The organism is Xenophilus arseniciresistens (assembly GCF_028023875.1).
GTDB lineage: Bacteria > Pseudomonadota > Gammaproteobacteria > Burkholderiales > Burkholderiaceae_C > Xenophilus > Xenophilus arseniciresistens.
Genome location: NZ_JAQIPB010000007.1, coordinates 260,106 through 279,760 on the forward strand (window position 1 = coordinate 260,106; position 19,655 = coordinate 279,760).

The window sequence follows — 19,655 nt, forward strand, 5'->3', positions numbered from 1 at the left end:
CCGCGCCATGTCCATGACTCCTCAAGAGATCGTCTCGGAACTCGACAACCACATCGTGGGCCAGCCCGAGGCCAAGCGCGCCGTGGCCATCGCGCTGCGCAACCGCTGGCGGCGCCAGCAGGTCGATGCCAAGCTGCGCGCCGAGATCACGCCCAAGAACATCCTCATGATCGGCCCCACGGGCGTGGGCAAGACCGAGATCGCGCGCCGCCTGGCCCGCCTGGCCGATGCGCCTTTCATCAAGGTGGAAGCCACCAAGTTCACCGAGGTGGGCTACGTGGGCAAGGACGTGGATTCCATCATCCGCGACCTGGCCGAGGTGGCCGTCAAGCAGACCCGCGAGGCCGAAGCCGCCAAGGTGCGCATGCGTGCCGAGGATGCCGCCGAGGACCGCATCCTGGACGCGCTGCTGCCCGGCGCACGCGACGCCGAGGGCCGCCCCGCCAGCGACAGCGGCAACGCCACGCGCCAGGCCTTTCGCAAGAAGCTGCGCGAAGGCCAGCTCGACGACAAGGAGATCGAGATCGACGTGGCCGAGCAGCGCGCGCCGCTGGAGATCATGGGCCCGGCCGGCATGGAGGAGATGACCGAGCAGCTCAAGGGCATGTTCAGCCAGCTGGGCGGCGGCAAGCGCAAGACGCGCAAGCTGCGCATTGCCGAGGCGCTGCGACTGCTGATCGATGAGGAGGCCGGCAAGCTGCTCAACGAGGAGGAAGTGCGGGCCCAGGCCATCGCCAGCGCCGAGCAGAACGGCATCGTCTTCATCGACGAGATCGACAAGGTGGCCACGCGTAGCGAGGCCCAGGGCTCCGACATCTCGCGCCAGGGCGTGCAGCGCGACCTGCTGCCGCTGGTGGAGGGTACGGCCGTGTCCACCAAGTACGGCGTGGTGCGCACCGATCACATCCTGTTCATCGCATCGGGCGCCTTCCACCTGAGCAAGCCCAGCGACCTGATCCCTGAGCTGCAGGGGCGCTTCCCGATCCGCGTGGAGCTGTCCTCGCTGTCGGTGGCCGACTTCGAGGCCATCCTCATGGCCACGCGCGCCTCGCTGGTCAAGCAGTACCAGGCGCTGCTGGCCACCGAGGGCGTGACGCTGGACTTCCAGCCCGAGGGCATCACGCGGCTGGCCCAGATCGCGCACGAGGTCAACGAGCGCACCGAGAACATCGGCGCGCGCCGCCTGTCCACGGTGCTGGAGCGGCTGCTCGACGAAGTCAGCTTCGATGCCGTGCGCCTGCAGGGGCAGACCGTGCACATCGACGCCGCCTTCGTGAACGAACGGCTGGCGGCACTAAGTCACGACGAGGACCTTTCGCGTTTCATCCTCTGAATGTGAGCGCCGGCCTACATGCCGGCTCAGGAAACACTTTCATTGCAGAAGTTAAGTGTTTGTTCCTAAACGGTTTTTGCGGCAGGGTTCTGTGGCAAAAACCGAGCTAAGTCCTTGATTCCATTACAAAAAATAGCGTGGCCACCGGGTTGCGACACCACCGTTTGCTGCTACAGTGCAAAAAAGTGCAGTTAAGTGGGAAAAGGTGCCAGAAAATCCTCAGCAGAGGGCTGGCCGTGTCCAAAACGGGGAACCACAGTCTTGTTTCAAGGCGCGTCATCGCTGAGTCTGGATGCCAAGGGGCGGCTGTCGGTGCCGACCCGGCATCGTGACGTCCTGCTCGCGACCGCCGGCGGCCAGCTCACGCTCACCCGCCACCCGCATGGCTGCCTGATGGTGTTCCCGCGCCCCGAGTGGGAAAAGTTCCGCGAGAAGATCGCCGCCCTGCCCATGAATGCCCAGTGGTACAAGCGCCTGTTCCTGGGCAGCGCCATGGATGTGGACATGGACGGCACCGGCCGCGTGCTGGTCTCGCCCGAGCTGCGCACGGCAGCCAACATCACGCGCGAAGTGCTGCTGCTGGGCATGGGCAGCCACTTCGAGCTGTGGGACAAGGCCACCCACGACGCCAAGGAGGCCGAAGCGCTGGCCGCCATGGATCCGCAGACGCTGCAGGACCTGGCCTTCTGAGGGCGTGACGATGAACGCCCCCCTGACCCACACCACCGTTCTGCTGGACGAGGCCGTCGACGCCTGGCTCGGCGATGCGCCCGCGGTCGGCTGCTTCGTGGACGCGACCTTCGGCCGCGGCGGCCACAGCCGCCTGGCGCTGAGCCGGTTGCCGGCCGGCGCGCAGCTGATTGCCTACGACAAGGACGCCGAGGCCATTGCCGCGGCGGCGCAGGTGGCCGATCCACGCTTTTCCATCCGTCATCAGGGCTTCGCCGCCCTTGGGGAGTTGCCGCCGGGCAGCGTCGCCGGCGTCCTGATGGACCTCGGCGTCAGCTCCCCCCAGATCGATGACCCCGCACGGGGTTTTTCTTTTCGTTTCGACGGCCCGCTGGACATGCGCATGGACACATCGCGCGGACAGAGCGTGGCCGACTGGCTGGCCTCAGCCGAAACCCAGCAGATTGCAGAGGTGATCCGTGACTATGGCGAAGAACGGTTTGCTGTTCAGGTTGCAAAGGCGATTGTTGCTCGCCGACAGGAACGGGGCGCAATTTCAACCACCGCCGAGCTGGCCGAGCTCGTGGCTGGTGCGGTCAAAACCCGCGAGCCGGGCCAGAACCCTGCAACGCGCACATTTCAGGCTCTTCGGATTTTCATCAACGCCGAGCTTGAAGAGCTGCAACAGGCGCTGAGCGCCAGCCTGTCGGTGCTGCAGCCGGGCGGCCGGCTGGCGGTGATCAGTTTCCATTCGCTCGAGGACCGCATCGTCAAGCAGTTCATCACCGAGCATTCGAAAGAGGTCTATGACCGCCGCGCGCCCTTCGCCGCGCCCAAGCCGATGAAGCTGCGCGCGCTGGGCCGCATCAAGCCCTCGGCGCAGGAAGTGGCGGCCAACCCGCGCGCGCGCAGCGCCATCCTGCGCGTGGCCGAACGCACCGAGGTGCAAGCGTGAGCGCAGCGCCGGGCCGCCCCAAGCAAGCTCGCGCCCCCTCGGGGGGCAGCGAGGACACGAAGTGCCGAGCGTGGGGGCAGACATGATCGCGCGCCTGAACCTCATCCTGCTGCTGCTGGTGATCGGCACGGCCATGTTCCTGGTGCACACGCAGTACCAGTCGCGCCAGCTCTACACGCAGCTGTACCGGGCGCAGGGCGAGGCGCGTCAGCTCGAGACCGAGTTCGAGCGCCTGCAGGTGGAAAAGCGGGCCCAGGCCACGCCCCTGCGCATCGAGAAGCTGGCCAAGGAGCAGATCAGGATGCGCACCACCACGCCGGCCATCACGCTGTATGTGCGTGGCGACGGCAGCGTGATCCCGGCCGTGGCACCGCTGTCGCCGGCCGAAGCGGCCCGGCAGGCCGCCATCGCCGCGCAGGCCGGCCGCGCACCCAGCGAACGCACGCCCGTGCCGCCGCTGCCCGCGCCTGCCGCCAACCGGAGCCCCCGATGAGCCGGCACAGCGTCCGCTACACCACCAGCCCGCTGCTGGCCAGCAAGACGCCGGTCTGGCGCAGCAAGTTCATCGTCGCCGCCGTGGCGCTGGGCTTCGTGGTGCTGGGCGTGCGCGCGGCCTACGTGCAGGTGATCGACAACGACTTCTACCAGCGCCAGGGCGTGGTGCGCTTCGAGCGCACGCTCACGCTGCCGGCCAATCGCGGCCGCATCCTGGACCGCAACGGGCTGATCCTGGCCTCCAGCGTGATCGCACCCAGCGTCTGGGCCATCCCGGAGGATGTGGAGCGCAACGACCCCGAGACGCGCACCAAGTTGCGCCAGGTGGCCAAGCTGCTGGGCATGAAGCCGCAGGAGCTGGACAAGAAGCTGGCCGACGAGGACAAGACCTTCGTCTGGATCCAGCGCCAGGTCGACGAGCCCATCGCCAAGCAGATCGCGGCGCTGGGCATCAAGGGCCTGCACCAGACACGCGAGTACAAGCGCCAGTATCCCGAGGGCGAGGCTGCCGCGCACGTGGTGGGCTTCACCAACGTGGAAGACCAGGGCCAGGAAGGCATCGAGCTGTCCTTCAACAAGGCGCTGGGCGGCCAGCCCGGCTCGCAGCGCGTCATCAAGGACCGGCTGGGCCGCGTGGTCGAGGGCGTGGGCGACGTGGTGCCGCCCGTGGATGGCAAGGACATCCAGCTGTCCATCGACTCCAAGGTCCAGTTCTTCGCCTACCAGAAGCTGCGCGATGCCGTGAGCCAGCACAAGGCCAAGGCCGGCAGCGTGGTGGTGCTGGACGCCGTGACCGGCGAGGTGCTGGCTCTGGCCAACTACCCGAGCTACGTGCCCGACAAGCGGCAGAACCTCACGGGCGAGATGCTGCGCAACCGCGCGCTCACCGACACCTTCGAGCCCGGCTCGACCATGAAGCCGATCACCGTGGCCATGGCGCTGGAGGCCGGGCGCATCAAGCCCAGCTCCGTGATCGACACCAGCCCGGGCCGCTTCCAGCTGGCCGGCTTCACCATCCGCGACACGCACAACTACGGCGCGCTCACGGTGGAAGGCGTGATCCAGAAGTCCAGCAACGTCGGCGCGATCAAGGTCGCGCAGAAGATGGCGCCGCAGGAGATGTGGGACACCTACACCGCGCTGGGCTACGGCCAGAAGCCGCAGGTGCAGTTCCCCGGCGCCGTGGCCGGCCGGCTGCGGCCCTGGAAGAGCTGGAAGCCCGTGGAGCAGGCCACCATGTCCTACGGCTACGGCCTGTCGGCTTCGCTGTTCCAGATGGCGCAGTCGTACACCTCCTTCGCGCATGACGGGCGCATCCTGCCCGTGACCATCCTCAAGAGCCCCGAGCCGGCCATGGGGCAGCGCGTGTTCTCGCCCCAGAACGCAGCCGCCGTGCGCAAGATGCTGCAGATGGCCGCCGGCCCCGGCGGCACCGGGCAGCGCGCGCAGACCGTGGGCTACTCGGTGGGCGGCAAGTCCGGCACCGCGCACAAGCAGGTGGGCAAGGGCTACGCCAGCAACAAGTACCGCTCCTGGTTCACCGGCATGGCGCCCATCGACAAGCCGCGCATCGTGGTGGCCGTGATGATCGACGAGCCCAGCGCCGGCCAGTACTTCGGCGGTACCGTGGCCGGCCCGGTGTTCGGCGAAGTGGTGCAGCAGACGCTGCGCATGATGAACGTGCCGCCCGATCTGGCCGTCAAGCCGCTGGTGGTGGCGCAGGACGTGGACGAGAGCTTCTGATGGCGGCCACCCACGCTCCCCTCGAACCCGTGCTCGACGTGCAGGCGGCCGTGCAGTGGCTGCGCGCGCGCGGCGCCCGCGCCCTGCGCGTGGACAGCCGCGCCGTGCAGCCCGGCGACGCCTTCATCGCCTGGCCCGGCGCTGCCACCGACGGCCGCGCCTACGTGGCGGCCGCGCTGGCGCAGGGCGCCGTGGCCTGCCTGGTGGAGGCTGAGGGCGTGGACGCCTTCGATTTCGGCAGCGGCGAAGGCACGCTCGCGGCGGTGGCCTGCTATGCGGGCCTCAAAGCCGCCACCGGCCCCATCGCGGCGGCCTGGTGCGACCAGCCCTCGCAGGCGCTCGATCTGCTGGCCGTGACCGGCACCAACGGCAAGACCTCCACCGCGTGGTGGCTGGCGCAGGCGCTCAACGCCGGCCAGGCCCGGCCGCGCTGCGCGCTGATCGGCACGCTGGGCGTGGGCGTGCCGCCCGCGCTGACCTACACCGGCCTGACCACGCCCGACCCCGTGACCTTGCAGCAGAGCCTGCGCGAGTTCGCCGACCAGGGCTTCGACGCCTGCGCCATCGAGGCCTCGTCCATCGGCATCGTGGAGCGCCGGCTGGACGGCACGCGCATCGGCGTGGCCGTCTTCACCAATTTCACGCAGGACCATCTGGACTACCACGCCAGCATGGACGCCTACTGGGAGGCCAAGGCCGAGCTGTTCCGCTGGCCCGGCCTGCGCGCGGCGGTGATCAACATCGACGACCTGCGCGGCGCGGCCCTGGTGCAGGCGCTGATCGACCGCGGCACGCGCGGGCTCGATCTGTGGACCACCTCCGCCCAGGGCCGGCCGGCGCGCCTGTGCGCCCAGGAGGTGGGCTACGGCAGCGGCGGCCTGCAGTTCACGGTGGTGGAGCAGGGCATGGCGCCCGTGCGCCTGGCCACGGGCCTGACCGGCGACTACAACGTGGCCAACCTGCTGGGCGTGATCGGCGCCCTGCGTGCGCGCGGCATGGCGCTGCGCGAGGCCGTGGCCGCCTGCGCCGATCTGGACAGCGTGCCCGGCCGCATGGAACGGGTGAGTGCACCCGGCCTGGCTGGCCCCTTGCCCATGGCGGTGGTGGACTATGCCCACACGCCCGACGCGCTGGACAAGGTGCTGACCGGCCTGCGCAGCGTGGCCGGCCAGCGCGGCGGCCGCCTGTGGTGCCTGTTTGGCTGTGGCGGCGACCGCGACCCGCTCAAGCGCCCTTTGATGGCTGCCGTGGCCGAGGCCAGGGCCGACGTGGTGGTGCTGACCAGCGACAACCCGCGCAGCGAATCGCCGTCCGCCATCCTGAGCCAGGTGCTGCGCGGCTTCGCCCGGCCCGACGCCGTGCAGGTGCAGCCCGAGCGTGCGCAGGCCATTGCCGATGCGCTGGCCCAGGCCGCGCCCCAGGACGTGGTGCTGATCGCCGGCAAGGGCCACGAGGCCTGGCAGGAGATCGCGGGCCAGCGCCTTCCTTTTTCCGACCGCGCGCATGCGCTCGCGGCGCTTGAAGCCCGGAGCGCCGCATGAGCGATACCCCGCTGTTCACCCTGGCCGAGGCCGCCGCCTGGCTGCCCGGCGCGCGCCTGATCGGCGACGGAGCAACGCCCATCGCGCGCGTGCACACCGACACGCGCACCCTCGCCGCCGGCGACCTGTTCGTGGCGCTCAAGGGCGAGCGCTTCGATGCCCACAGCTTCTTGCCCGAGGCCGGCGCCAAGGGGGCCGTGGCGGCCGTGGCGCAGGGCGGCCTCGAAGCCGCGGGCCTGCCGGGTCTGGAGGTGGACGACACGCTGGCGGCGCTGGGCGCCATCGGCCGCGGCTGGCGCCGGCGCTTCGAGCTGCCGCTGATCGCGGTGGCCGGCAGCAACGGCAAGACCACGGTCACGCAGATGATCGCCTCCATCCTGCGTGCCGCGGCGCCGGGTGCCAGCCTGGCCACGGCCGGCAACTTCAACAACGAGATCGGCGTGCCGCTGACCTTGTTGCGCCTGCGTGACGAACACCGGCTGGCAGTGGTGGAGCTGGGCATGAACCATGTGGGCGAAATCGCGCGCCTGACGGCCATTGCCGAGCCGACCGTGGCGCTGGTCAACAACGCGCAGCGCGAGCACCAGGAATTCATGGCCACGGTGGACGCGGTGGCGGCCGAGAACGGCGCCGTCTTCAGGGGCTTGCGCGAAGGCGGCACGGCCGTGTTCCCGCACGGCGATGCCTTCACCGGCCTGTGGGAAGACATGGCCCGTGCGCCGGGCCAGGGGGCCGCGAGCCGCTGCCTGCGCTTTGGCCTGCGCAGCGAGGCCGACGTGGCGCTGCTGCGGGCCGACTGGCGCAGCGATGCGCAGGGCGGCGCCTGGGACTTCGAGGCCCGCACGCCCATCGGCAAGGTGCAGGCGCGGCTGCACATCGCCGGGCGCCACAACATTCACAACGCGCTGGCGGCCGTGGCCTGCGCGCTGGCCGCGGGCGTGTCCTGCCAGGCCATCGGCGCGGGGCTCTCGGCCTTCGAGGCCGTCTCGGGCCGTTCGCGCAGCCTGCCGCTGCGCTGGCATGACGGCCTCGCGCGCACGCTGGTGGACGACTGCTACAACGCCAACCCGGATTCCGTGCGTGCGGCCATCGACGTGCTGGCCGAGCTGCCGGGCCCGCGCCTGCTGGTGCTGGGCGACATGGGCGAGGTGGGCGACCAGGGGCCGCAATTCCACGCCGAGATCGGCGCCTATGCGCGCGAGCGCGGCATCGAGGCCTTCTACGCGCTGGGCGAGGCCTGCGCGCATGCCGTGTCCGCCTTCGACGCGCCCGGCGCGCGCCATTTCAAGAACATCGAGACGCTCAACGCGGCCGTGCTCCAGGGCGTGGATGCGGCGCGCAGCGTGCTCGTCAAAGGCTCGCGCTTCATGGCGATGGAGCGCGTGCTGCGCGCCCTCGAAGCCGCCGGCCCTGCTGCAACCCAAGAGGAGGAGACCGGCCATGCTGATTGAAGCCGGCGCAACCACATGCTGATGCACCTGGCCCAATGGCTGCAGGCGCAGAACCCCGACTGGGGCTTCCTGCGCGTGTTCCAGTACCTCACCTTCCGCGCGCTGATGGCCGCGCTCACGGCGCTGCTCGTGGGCCTGGTCGCGGGGCCCTCGGTGATCCGGCGCCTCACGGCGCTCAAGATCGGCCAGCCCGTGCGCGGCTATGCGATGGAAACGCACCTGGTCAAGAGCGGCACGCCCACCATGGGCGGCGTGCTGATCCTGTTCGCCATCGGCCTGGCCACGGTGTTGTGGTTCGACACTTCCAACCGCTTCGTGTGGGTGGTGCTGTGGGTGACGCTGGGCTTCGGCGCCATCGGCTGGGTGGACGACTGGCGCAAGGTGGTCCGCAAGGATCCCGAAGGCATGCGTTCGCGCGAGAAGTACATGTGGCAGTCGCTGATCGGGCTGGTCGCGGCGGTGTACCTGCTGTTCGCCATGTCGCAAGGCTCCAGCGGCCGCGTGCTCGAGCTGTTCATGGCCTGGGTGCGCTCGGGCTTCGCGATGGACCTGCCGCCCCGGATCGAGCTGATCGTGCCCTTCTTCAAGGAGATCAGCTACCCGCTGGGCGGCATCGGCTTCGTGATCCTGACCTACCTGGTCATCGTGGGTGCGAGCAATGCCGTGAACCTGACCGATGGCCTGGACGGCCTGGCCATCATGCCGGTGGTGATGGTGGGCTCGGCCCTGGGCGTGTTCGCGTACGTCTCGGGCAGTTCCGTCTACAGCCGCTACCTGCTGTTCCCGCACATTCCGGGCTCGGGCGAGCTGCTGGTCTTCTGCTCGGCCATGGCCGGCGCGGGCCTGGCCTTCCTCTGGTTCAACACCCATCCGGCGCAGGTCTTCATGGGCGACGTGGGCGCGCTGGCGCTGGGCGGCGCGCTGGGCACCGTGGCCGTGATCGTGCGCCAGGAGATCGTGTTCTTCGTGATGGGCGGCATCTTCGTGGTCGAGGCCATTTCGGTGATGGCCCAGGTGGCCTACTTCAAGTACACCAAGCGCCGCTTCGGTGAAGGCCGCCGCATCCTCAAGATGGCGCCGCTGCACCACCACTTCGAGAAGAGCGGCTGGCGCGAGACCCAGGTGGTCGTGCGCTTCTGGATCATCACCATGCTGCTGTGCCTGGTGGGCCTGTCCACCCTGAAGCTGCGCTGAACGGAAAGCCGCCGCATGCATTCACTCCACCAGCTCCCCGTGCTGATCCTGGGCCTCGGTGCGTCCGGCCTGGCGATGGCGCGCTGGTGCGCGCGCCACGGCGCCGACGTGACGGTGGCCGACACGCGCGAAGCGCCGCCCCAGCTGGCCCAGCTGCAGGCCGAACTGCCCACCGTGCGCTTCGTCAGCGGTGCCTTCGACGCGTCGCTGATCGAGGGCAAGCCCATCCGCGCCGTGTACCGCTCGCCGGGCCTGTCGCCTGCGCAGATCGCGCCGGTGGTGGATGCAGCGCGCGCCATCGGCCTCGTGGTGGGTGGCGAGCTGGACCTGTTCGCGCAGGCGCTGCGCGACATCGATGCGCAGCGCCGCGAGGCTTATGAGGCGGCGTGGGCGCAGATCCAGGCCGAGCATGCGCAGGCGCAGGCCGTTGTGGTTCAAAACCCCGTGCTTGAAGAAAGCGCTGAGCCCGAGGCCCAGGCCGTCGAGGCAGCCATCGAGGCACCTGTTGAAGCGGAAGAAGCGGAACCCGCCGCTTCCCCGCCCGGCGTGGAAGAAGAAAGCGCCGCGCCCGTCGAGCAGCTCACCGACACCACGCCAGCGCCCGAGCCCGAGGCTGCAACCCCCGCTGCTGCGCCCGCCGCGCAAGCCTACGTGCCCCATGCCGCGCGCGAAGCGGCCGAGTTCGTCGCGCGCATCGCCGAACTCAGCGCCGCCGCGCCGCAGGCCGAGGAAGAGCAGGAGCCGCTGCCCGTGGCCGAGGCCGCGCCCGTGCTGCAGCGCCCCGCATTGCCCGAAGGCTACCGCCCGGCCGTGCTCGCCATCACGGGCACCAATGGCAAGACCACCGTCACCTCGCTCACGGGCCTGCTGATCGAGAGCGTGGGCAAGTCCGTGGCCGTGGCCGGCAACATCGGCCCGACCTTGCTGGACACGCTGGCCGGCCACCTGGACGCCGGCACCCTGCCCGAAGCCTGGGTGCTCGAACTGTCGAGCTTCCAGCTCGACGGCGTGCAGGGCTTCGAGCCCACGGCCGCGACGGTGCTCAACATCACGCAGGACCACCTGGACTGGCATGGCGACATGGCCAGCTATGCCGCGGCCAAGGCACGCATCTTTGGCCAGACCGGCCTGATGGTGCTCAACCGCGAAGACGCGGCGGTGATGGGCATGCTGCCGCCGCCTGTGAAGGTCAAGCTGCAAAAGCCGCAGATCCGCGCGCACATCACCTTTGGCGCCGACCTGCCCCAGCGCCCGGGCGACTTCGGCATCGAGCGCGTGAACGGCATGGCCTGGCTGGTGCGCGCGCACGAGGCCGATGAGACGCAAAAGCGCAAGCGCGGCGCCGTGCAAGAGGAAGACATTCATCTGCAGCGCCTGATGCCCGCCGACGCCCTGCGCATCCGCGGCCAGCACAACGCGCTCAACGCGCTCGCGGCGCTGGCTCTGGCTGCGTCGGCCGGCTGCGCGCTGGCGCCCATGCTCTACGGCCTGCGCGACTACCGCGGCGAGCCGCATCGCGTGGAGCCCATCGCGCTGATCGACGACGTGGAGTATTTCGACGACAGCAAGGGCACCAACGTGGGCGCGACCGTGGCCGCGCTCGCGGGCCTGGGTGTGGAGCGCAAGCTGGTCGTGATCCTCGGCGGCGACGGCAAGGGCCAGGACTTCACGCCGCTGGCCGAACCCGTGGCGCGCTACGTGCGCGCCGCCGTGCTGATCGGCCGCGATGCGCCGCAGATCGAAAGCGCGCTGGCCGACACCGGCGTGCCGCTGCTGCATGCCGCCGACATGGACGCCGCCGTGCGCGCCGCCGCGCGGCAGGCGCACACCGGCGATGCCGTGCTGCTTTCACCGGCCTGCGCCAGCTTCGACATGTTCCGTGGCTACGGCCACCGGGCCGAGGTCTTCATCGCCGCCGTGCAGGCCCTGGCGGACGACCCCGAACCGGCCGCAGAAGGAGAGAGCGCATGAGCCGCGCACAGGCAGCCGCAGCCACGGCCAACGAGAGCCCCGGCCGCTTCGGCGCCTGGTGGCAGCGCCTGCGCGGCCAGGCCGCCGACGCCATGCCCATGCACCTGCCCGTGCGTCTGGGTGGCGGCGACTTCACGCAGACCAAGGCTGCCCCGGTGCGCGTGCTGGGCTTCGACCAGGCACTGGTGTGGGTGGTGGTGGCGCTGCTGCTGTGGGGGCTGATCATGGTGTATTCGGCCTCCATCGCGCTGGGCGACAACCCGCGCTTCGCGCGCGCCAGCTACAGCGAAGGCTTCTTCGTGCTGCGCCACGGCGCCTACATCTTCCTGGCCTTCGTGACGGCGCTCATCGCCTTCCAGGTGCCCATGCGCACCTGGGAGCGCTGGGCGCCGTGGATCTTCGTCGTGGCCCTGCTGCTGCTGGTGCTGGTGCTGGTGCCGGGCGTGGGGCGCGTGGTCAACGGCGCGCGCCGCTGGCTGCCGCTGGGGGTGATGAACTTCCAGCCCTCGGAGCTGGCCAAGGTGGCGATGGTGCTCTACGCGGCCAGCTACATGGTGCGCAAGATGGACGTGAAGGAGCGCTTCTTCAAGGCCGTGGTGCCCATGGGCGTGGCCGTGGTGGTGATCGGCATGCTGCTGCTGGCCGAGCCCGACATGGGCGCCTTCCTGGTCATCGCCGTGATCGCCATGGGCATCCTGTTCCTGGGCGGCGTGAACGCGCGCATGTTCTTCCTGATCGCTGCGCTGATGGTGGCGGCCTTCATGGTCATGATCATGACCAGCGAATGGCGGCGCGAGCGCCTGTTCGCCTACCTGGACCCGTTCAGCGAGGCCCATGCGCTGGGCAAGGGCTACCAGCTCTCGCATGCGCTGATCGCCATCGGCCGCGGAGAGATCTTCGGCGTCGGCCTGGGCGCCAGCGTGGAGAAGTTGCACTGGCTGCCCGAGGCCCACACCGACTTCCTGCTGGCCGTGCTGGGCGAGGAGTTCGGCCTGGTGGGCCTGCTGATCATCATCAGCCTGTTCTTCTGGCTCACCCGCCGCATCATGCACATCGGCCGCCAGGCCATCGCGCTGGACCGCGTGTTCTCGGGCCTGGTGGCGCAGGGCGTGGGCGTGTGGATCGGCTTCCAGGCTTTCATCAACATGGGCGTGAACCTGGGCGCGCTGCCCACCAAGGGCCTGGGCCTGCCGCTGATGAGCTTCGGCGGCTCGGCCATCCTCATGAACCTCGTGGCGCTGGCCATCGTGCTGCGTGTGGACTATGAGAACCGCGTCCTCATGCGAGGGGGCCGCATATGAAAACGGCGCTGGTGATGGCTGGCGGCACCGGCGGCCACATCTTCCCGGGCCTGGCCGTGGCCGAGGAGCTGCGTGCGCGCGGCTGGCGCGTGCACTGGCTGGGCGCGCCCGGCAGCATGGAAGAGCGGCTGGTGCCGCCGCGGGGCTTCGCCTTCGAGCCGGTGCAGTTCGGCGGCCTGCGCGGCAAGGGCCTGGCCACCGTCGCGCTGCTGCCATGGAAGCTGTTGCGCGCCTTCTGGCAGGCGCTGGGCGTGGTGCGGCGCGTGAAGCCCGACGTGCTGGTGGGCCTGGGCGGCTACATCACCTTCCCGGGCGGCATGATGGGCGTGGCCACGGGCCGGCCGCTGGTGCTGCACGAACAGAACTCGGTGGCCGGCATGGCCAACAAGTGGCTGGCCAAGGTGGCCGACCGCGTGTTCACAGCCTTCCCGCATGTGCTGGAGAAGGCGCCGTCCGCGCAGTGGGTGGGCAACCCGCTGCGCGCCGAATTCCTGGCCCAGCCCGGCCCCGCCGAACGCTTTGAAGGCCGCAGCGGCCCGCTGCGCGTGCTGGTGGTGGGCGGCAGCCTGGGCGCGCGGGCGCTCAACAGCGTGGTGCCGCAGGCGCTGGCGCGCATCGCGCCCAGCGAGCGGCCCATCGTGCTGCATCAAAGCGGCGCCACGCAGATCGAGGAGCTGCGCGCGAACTACGCCGCGGCCGGCGTGCAGGCCGAGCTCACGCCCTTCATCGACAACGCGGCCGAGGCCTATGCCCAGGCCGATCTCATCGTGGCGCGCGCGGGCGCCAGCACCGTGACCGAGCTGGCCGCGGTGGGCGCCGCGGCGCTGTTCGTTCCCTTCCCCTCGGCCGTGGACGACCACCAGACCACCAACGCGCGCTTCCTCGTGGATGCGGGCGCCGGCTGGCTGGTGCAACAGACCGAACTGACTCCTGAACTGCTGTCCGACTTGATCCAGAAGACCGACCGCGCCGCGCTGCTGGAGCGCGCGCTCAAGGCCAAGAGCCTGCAAAAGACCGAGGCCACCACAGCGGTGGCCCTGGCCTGCGAACAACTCGTGCACCGGGGGGTGGATCCATGAAGCACGCCATTCGCCACATCCACTTCGTGGGCGTGGGCGGCTCGGGCATGAGCGGCATCGCCGAGGTGCTGCTGAACCTGGGCTACACCATCTCGGGCTCCGACCTGGCCGACAGCGCCACCTTGCGCCGCCTGGGCGCCCTGGGCATCCGCACCCACGTGGGCCATGCGGCGGCCCATATCGCCGGCGCCGACGCGGTGGTCACCTCCACGGCCGTGAAGGCCGACAACCCCGAGGTGCTGGCTGCGCGCGAGAAGCGCATCCCGGTGGTGCCGCGCGCGCTGATGCTGGCCGAGCTGATGCGGCTCAAGCAGGGCATCGCCATCGCCGGCACGCACGGCAAGACCACCACCACCAGCCTGGCCGCCAGCGTGCTCGCGGCTGCGGGGCTGGACCCGACCTTCGTCATCGGCGGGCGCCTGAACAGTGCCGGCGCCAACGCGCGCCTGGGGCAGGGCGAGCACATCGTGGTGGAGGCCGACGAGTCCGACGCCTCCTTCCTGAACCTGCTGCCCGTGATGGCGGTCGTCACCAACATCGACGCCGACCACATGGAGACCTATGGCCATGACTTCGGCAAGCTGCAGCGCACCTTCGTCGACTTCCTGCACCGCATGCCCTTCTACGGCGTGGCGATCCTGTGCGTGGACGACCCGGCCGTGCGCGAGATCGTGCCGCAGGTGACCTGCCCGGTGACCAGCTACGGCTTCGCCGAGGACGCGCAGGTGCGCGCCATCGACGTGCGGGCCGTGGGCGCGCAGATGCACTTCACGGTGCAGCGGCGCAACGGCGTGACCCTGCCCGATCTGCCCATCGTGCTGAACCTGCCGGGCGAGCACAACGTGCGCAACGCGCTGTCGGTGATCGCCATCGCGGTGGAGCTGGGCATTGCCGACGAGGCCGTGCAGCGCGGCCTGGCCGAGTTCAAGGGCGTGGGCCGGCGCTTCCAGCGCTATGGCGATGTCGCGGCCCCGGCCGGTGGCCAGTTCACCGTGATCGACGACTACGGCCACCACCCGGTGGAGATGGCCGCCACGCTGGCCGCCGCGCGCGGCGCCTTCCCGGGCCGGCGCCTGGTGCTGGCCTTCCAGCCGCACCGCTACACGCGCACCCGCGACTGCTTCGAGGATTTCGTCAAGGTCATCGGCCAGGCCGATTCCGTGCTGCTGGCCGAGGTCTATGCCGCGGGCGAGGCGCCCATCGTGGCCGCAGACGGCCGCTCGCTCGCGCGGGCGCTGCGCGTGGCGGGCAAGGTGGAGCCGGTGTTCGTCGACGACATCGGCGCGATGGCGCAGGCCGTGATCGACAACGCGCAGGCCGGTGATGTGGTGCTGTGCATGGGCGCGGGCTCCATCGGCGGCGTGCCCGCACAGATCGTCGAGCGCGCGGCGAGGAACCAACCATGACTGACGCTCGACCCTCCACGCTCAACACGCCAGCCGCTGCCCTGGGCAAGGTGGCCGTGCTCTTCGGCGGCCGTTCGGCCGAGCGCGAGATCTCCATCCTCTCGGGCACCGGCGTGCTCGCTGCGCTCAAGTCGCGCGGCGTGGACGCCCATGCCTTCGACCCGGCCGAGCGCGACCTGGCCGACCTCAAGCGCGAAGGCTTTGCGCGCTGCTTCATCGCACTGCACGGGCGCCATGGCGAAGACGGCACGGTGCAGGGTGCGCTGGAGCTGCTGGGCATTCCCTACACCGGCTCGGGCGTCATGGCTTCCAGCGTCGCGATGGACAAGGTGATGACCAAGCGCCTGTGGCTGGCCGAAGGGCTGTCCACGCCGCGCTATGTGCGCCTGGCGCCGGATCAGCAATCGCCAGAGCGCGTGCGCGCCGTGCCCGACGAGCTGGGCCTGCCGCTGATCGTGAAGCCGCCGCGCGAGGGTTCGTCCATCGGCGTGACCAAGGTGCAGGGCCTGGGAGACGTGGATCGCGACATGCAGGAGGCCGTGCGCCTGGCCGCCCGCTACGACGCCGACGTGCTGTGCGAAGAGTTCATCGAGGGCGAGGAAGTCACCTGCGCCGTGCTGGGCCAGGGCGCCGACGCGCAGGCACTGCCGGTGGTGCGCATCGCGGCGCCCGAAGGCGCCTACGACTACCAGAACAAGTACTTCACCGACGACGTGAAGTACCACTGTCCGGCCGGCCTGCCCGATGCGCTGGAGCAGGAGATCCGCACCCTGGCGCTGGCCGCGTATCGCAGCCTGGGCTGCCGCGGCTGGGGCCGCGCCGACGTGATGATCCGCGCCAGCGACCGCAAGCCCTTCCTGCTGGAGATGAACACTTCGCCCGGCATGACCGGCCATTCGCTGGTGCCCATGTCGGCACGGGCCGTGGGCATCGCCTACGAAGACCTGTGCGTGCGCGTGCTGGCGGCCGCTGCGTTGGACAGCGCCGCCCCCGACGCCTTCGTGAAGGAGCGCGGCTGAGCGTTTTCCCATGGCCACCGATGCACTCACCCCTCCGCTGGACGTCCGGCTCATGAACCTCACGGCGACTTTGTTGTTCGCGCTGTGCGGTCTCATGCTGCTGGCCGCGGCCGGATGGTGGGTGCTGCGCCAGCCCTTCTTCCCGCTGGCGGGGATCAAGGTGCAGGGCGACGTGACCCACAACAACGCGGCCACCCTGCGCGCCAACGTGGCCCCGCAGCTGGCCGGCAACTTCTTCACCGTCGATCTGCAGCGCGCCCGCGTGGCCTTTGAATCGGTGCCCTGGGTGCGCAAGGCCGTGGTGCACCGCGAGTTCCCGAACCGCCTGCGCGCCACGCTCACCGAGCACGTGCCCGTGGCCTTCTGGGGCGGCGAAGACCGCTCCACCCTGGTCAACAGCTTCGGCGAGGTCTTCGAGGCCAACACGGCCGAGGCCAGTGACGAGCTGCCGCGCCTGGTGGGGCCCGACGAGCAGAGCGGCCATGTGCTGGGCATGTTCCGCGAGCTGCAACCGCTGTTTGCCGCCGCCGAGCTGGAGATCCAGCAACTGGTGCTGTCGCAGCGCGGCAGCTGGCAGGCCACGCTGGACAGCGGAGCCGTGATCGAGCTGGGCCGCGGCAGCAGCGAGGAAGTGGCGGCGCGTGCCCAGCGCTTCCTGACCAGCGTGCGGCAGGTGGCCGGCCAATACAACCGCGGCGTGGATGCGGTGGAAAGCGCCGATCTGCGCCATGCCGACGCCTATGCCGTGCGGCTGCGCGGCGTGACCACGGTGGACAACAGCAGCGCCCAGCCCGCGCGTGCGGGCGTGGCGGTGCGCGCGCAGCCGGCAGGCAGCGGCGCCTCAGCGCGTCGGCCCTAAGACGAAATACGAGAGAAGAGCAGGCTCAATCAGGACATCAAGATGCCCAAAGACTACAAAGATCTGGTTGTCGGACTCGACATCGGCACCGCCAAGGTGATGGCGATGGTGGCCGAGGTGCTGCCCGGCGGCGAGCTCAAGCTCGCAGGCCTGGGCGTGGCGCCTTCCAACGGCCTCAAGCGCGGCGTGGTGGTGAACATCGACGCCACGGTGCAAAGCATCCAGCAGGCCCTGAAGGAGGCCGAGTTCATGGCCGACTGCAAGATCAGTCGCGTCTACACCGGCATCACGGGCAGCCACATCCGCGGCATCAACTCCAGCGGCATGGTGGCCGTCAAAGACAAGGAGGTCACCACGGCCGACGTGGCCCGCGTGGTGGAGACCGCGCGCGCCATCAACATCTCCAGCGACCAGCGCCTGCTGCTGGTGGAGCCGCAGGAGTTCGTGATCGACGGCCAGGACGTCAAGGAACCCATCGGCATGAGCGGCATGCGGCTGGAGGCCAAGGTGCACATCGTCACCGGTGCCCAGAGCGCGGCTGAGAACATCATCAAGTGCGTGCGCCGCTGCGGCCTGGAAGTGGACCAGTTGATGCTCAACCCGCTGGCTTCGAGCCAGGCGGTGCTGACCGAGGACGAGCGCGAGCTGGGCGTGGTGCTGGTGGACATCGGCGCCGGCACCACCGACGTGGCCATCTTCACCAACGGCGCGATCCGCCACACGGCCGTGATCCCCATCGCGGGCGACCTGATCACCAGCGACATCGCGATGGCCCTGCGCACGCCCACCAAGGATGCGGAGGACATCAAGGTCGAACACGGTTTTGCCAAGCAGCTACTGGCCGACCCCGAGACCCAGGTGGAAGTGCCGGGCCTGGGCGACCGCGGCCCGCGCATGCTCAGCAAGCAGGCGCTGGCCGGCGTGATCGAGCCGCGCGTGGAAGAGATCTTCCAGCTCGTGCAGCAGGTGGTGCGCGAGTCCGGCTACGAAGAGGTGCTGTCCTCGGGCGTGGTGCTCACGGGCGGCAGCTCGGTGATGCCGGGCATGCTGGAGCTGGGCGAGGACATCTTCCTCAAACCCGTGCGACGCGGCATTCCCAAGTATTCGAGCGCCCTGTCCGACATGGTGGCGCAGCCGCGTGCGGCGACAGTCATGGGCCTGCTCGAAGAGGCGCGCTTTGCCCGCATGCGCGGCTACAAGGTGGCCGCCAAGAGCGGCACCGTGAAGACCGCCTTCGGCCGCTTCAAGGACTTCATCGTGGGGAACTTCTGATGAGCCTCCTCACCCGCGCCAGCTTCCACACCGGCCCGCCGCGTCATTTCAACGAGCGATGGCGACGAACCGGTCCACCGCCTCACGCCCTGTCGCGTTCCTGCTTTCAAACATAAATCGTCAGTCTTCAATCCATACGGCAACTGCAAGCAATCCAGGAGTTCACGATGCCCATCGAAATGATCGAACCCAATGAAGAGTTCAACCAAGGCACGCAAATCAAGGTGATCGGCGTCGGCGGCGGCGGCGGCAATGCCGTGGCGCACATGATCGCCCGCAGCGTGCAAGGCGTGGAGTTCATCTGCGCCAACACCGACGCACAGGCACTGGTGCGCAACAACGCGCACAAGTCCATCCAGCTGGGCCAGACCGGCCGTGGCGCCGGCAGCAAGCCCCAGGTGGGCCGCGATGCCGCCGAGCTGGCGGTGGACGACATCCGCACCTCGATCGAAGGCGCGCACATGCTGTTCATCACGGCAGGCATGGGCGGCGGCACGGGCACGGGCGCTGCGCCCGTGATCGCGCGCGTGGCCAAGGAAATGGGCATCCTCACCGTCGGCGTGGTCACCAAGCCCTTCGACTGGGAAGGCGGCAAGCGCATGAACAACGCCGAGACCGGCCTGGCCGAGCTGGAGGCCAATGTCGATTCGCTGATCGTGATCCTCAACGAGAAGCTGCTCGACGTGCTGGGCGACGACGTGACGCAGGAGCAGGCCTTCGCCCATGCCAACGACGTGCTCAAGAACGCCGTGGGCGGCATCGCCGAAATCATCAACGAGTACGGCCACGTGAACGTCGACTTCGAAGACGTGCGCACCGTGATGGGCGAGCCCGGCAAGGCCATGATGGGCACGGCCTCGGCCAGCGGCCCGGACCGCGCGCGCATCGCATCGGAGCAGGCCGTGGCCTGCCCGCTGCTCGAAGGCATCGACCTGTCGGGCGCCAAGGGTGTGCTGGTGCTGGTCACGGCGTCGAAGGGCTCGCTCAAGCTGTCCGAATCGAAGCTGGCGATGAACACCATCCGCGCCTACGCCTCGCCCGACGCGCACGTGATCTACGGCGCCGCCTATGACGAGTCACTGGGCGACGAGATGCGCGTCACGGTGGTGGCCACCGGCCTGTCGCACCAGAACGCCCAACGCAGCGCGCCCGAGCTGCAGGTCATCCGCACCGGCACCGACAACATCGGCTTCCAGGTGCCCACCCTGGGCACGGGCGCCCAGCCCAGCTACGACAGCGTGGCCGTGCCCAGTGTGTGGCGCACCAACCGCACCATGGCCGCGGCCAAGGTGGATGCGCTGTCGTCGGGGGGGATGGACGATTTCGAGATCCCCGCATTCCTCCGCCGCCAAGCCGATTGATGCCTC

The 19,655-nt window shown here is 69.6% G+C and carries 15 protein-coding genes and 1 pseudogene; all 16 read left to right on the forward strand.

What is annotated here, in order from left to right; all coding sequences use genetic code 11:
* Positions 1-7: 7 nt before the first annotated feature.
* The 16 genes and pseudogenes from hslU to ftsZ all read left to right on the forward strand — a co-directional run bounded on the left by hslU (position 8) and on the right by ftsZ (position 19,649).
* The gene (hslU, locus tag PGB34_RS16020) at positions 8-1,333 is read left to right on the forward strand and encodes an ATP-dependent protease ATPase subunit HslU (protein WP_271429106.1); all 1,326 of its coding nucleotides are present in this window, start codon (positions 8-10) and stop codon (positions 1,331-1,333) included.
* Between the two features lie 261 nt (positions 1,334-1,594).
* Positions 1,595-2,023 (forward strand): division/cell wall cluster transcriptional repressor MraZ, encoded by a 429-nt coding sequence (mraZ, locus tag PGB34_RS16025; RefSeq protein ID WP_271429107.1) that lies wholly within the window; start codon positions 1,595-1,597, stop codon positions 2,021-2,023.
* A 10-nt stretch (positions 2,024-2,033) separates the two neighbouring features.
* Positions 2,034-2,957: a 16S rRNA (cytosine(1402)-N(4))-methyltransferase RsmH gene (gene rsmH / locus PGB34_RS16030; RefSeq protein ID WP_271429108.1), complete on the forward strand. Its 924-nt coding sequence runs from the start codon at positions 2,034-2,036 to the stop codon at positions 2,955-2,957.
* 85 nt (positions 2,958-3,042) lie between these two features.
* Positions 3,043-3,375: pseudogene (gene ftsL / locus PGB34_RS16035) on the forward strand (cell division protein FtsL); the annotation flags it as partial.
* Positions 3,376-3,446: 71 nt separating this feature from the next.
* Positions 3,447-5,195: a peptidoglycan D,D-transpeptidase FtsI family protein gene (locus tag PGB34_RS16040; protein ID WP_271429109.1), complete on the forward strand. Its 1,749-nt coding sequence runs from the start codon at positions 3,447-3,449 to the stop codon at positions 5,193-5,195.
* The gene (locus PGB34_RS16045) at positions 5,195-6,736 is read left to right on the forward strand and encodes a UDP-N-acetylmuramoyl-L-alanyl-D-glutamate--2,6-diaminopimelate ligase (RefSeq protein ID WP_271429110.1); all 1,542 of its coding nucleotides are present in this window, start codon (positions 5,195-5,197) and stop codon (positions 6,734-6,736) included. Before PGB34_RS16040 ends, PGB34_RS16045 begins: the two co-directional genes overlap by 1 nt.
* Positions 6,733-8,187: a UDP-N-acetylmuramoyl-tripeptide--D-alanyl-D-alanine ligase gene (locus PGB34_RS16050; RefSeq protein ID WP_271429111.1), complete on the forward strand. Its 1,455-nt coding sequence runs from the start codon at positions 6,733-6,735 to the stop codon at positions 8,185-8,187. Before PGB34_RS16045 ends, PGB34_RS16050 begins: the two co-directional genes overlap by 4 nt.
* Before the next feature lie 15 nt (positions 8,188-8,202).
* The gene (gene mraY, locus PGB34_RS16055; protein ID WP_271429112.1) at positions 8,203-9,381 is read left to right on the forward strand and encodes a phospho-N-acetylmuramoyl-pentapeptide-transferase; all 1,179 of its coding nucleotides are present in this window, start codon (positions 8,203-8,205) and stop codon (positions 9,379-9,381) included.
* A 15-nt stretch (positions 9,382-9,396) separates the two neighbouring features.
* Positions 9,397-11,352: a UDP-N-acetylmuramoyl-L-alanine--D-glutamate ligase gene (gene murD / locus PGB34_RS16060; RefSeq protein WP_271429113.1), complete on the forward strand. Its 1,956-nt coding sequence runs from the start codon at positions 9,397-9,399 to the stop codon at positions 11,350-11,352.
* Positions 11,349-12,653: a putative lipid II flippase FtsW gene (gene ftsW, locus PGB34_RS16065; RefSeq protein WP_271429114.1), complete on the forward strand. Its 1,305-nt coding sequence runs from the start codon at positions 11,349-11,351 to the stop codon at positions 12,651-12,653. The genes murD and ftsW overlap by 4 nt, the downstream gene beginning before the upstream one ends.
* Positions 12,650-13,732: an undecaprenyldiphospho-muramoylpentapeptide beta-N-acetylglucosaminyltransferase gene (gene murG / locus PGB34_RS16070; RefSeq protein WP_271429115.1), complete on the forward strand. Its 1,083-nt coding sequence runs from the start codon at positions 12,650-12,652 to the stop codon at positions 13,730-13,732. The genes ftsW and murG overlap by 4 nt, the downstream gene beginning before the upstream one ends.
* Positions 13,729-15,138: a UDP-N-acetylmuramate--L-alanine ligase gene (murC, locus tag PGB34_RS16075; RefSeq protein ID WP_271429116.1), complete on the forward strand. Its 1,410-nt coding sequence runs from the start codon at positions 13,729-13,731 to the stop codon at positions 15,136-15,138. The genes murG and murC overlap by 4 nt, the downstream gene beginning before the upstream one ends.
* Entirely contained in the window at positions 15,135-16,157 is a 1,023-nt protein-coding gene (locus tag PGB34_RS16080; RefSeq protein WP_271429117.1) for a D-alanine--D-alanine ligase, read from the forward strand. Before murC ends, PGB34_RS16080 begins: the two co-directional genes overlap by 4 nt.
* Positions 16,158-16,167: 10 nt before the next feature.
* On the forward strand, positions 16,168-17,016 hold the full coding sequence (locus tag PGB34_RS16085) for a cell division protein FtsQ/DivIB (RefSeq protein WP_271429118.1): 849 nt from the start codon (positions 16,168-16,170) through the stop codon (positions 17,014-17,016).
* A 42-nt stretch (positions 17,017-17,058) separates the two neighbouring features.
* Positions 17,059-18,288 (forward strand): cell division protein FtsA, encoded by a 1,230-nt coding sequence (gene ftsA, locus PGB34_RS16090; RefSeq protein WP_271429119.1) that lies wholly within the window; start codon positions 17,059-17,061, stop codon positions 18,286-18,288.
* A 167-nt stretch (positions 18,289-18,455) separates the two neighbouring features.
* Positions 18,456-19,649 carry a cell division protein FtsZ gene (gene ftsZ, locus PGB34_RS16095; protein WP_271429120.1) on the forward strand — a complete coding sequence of 398 codons (1,194 nt, stop codon included), beginning with the start codon at positions 18,456-18,458 and terminating at the stop codon, positions 19,647-19,649.
* Positions 19,650-19,655 lie beyond the last annotated feature (6 nt).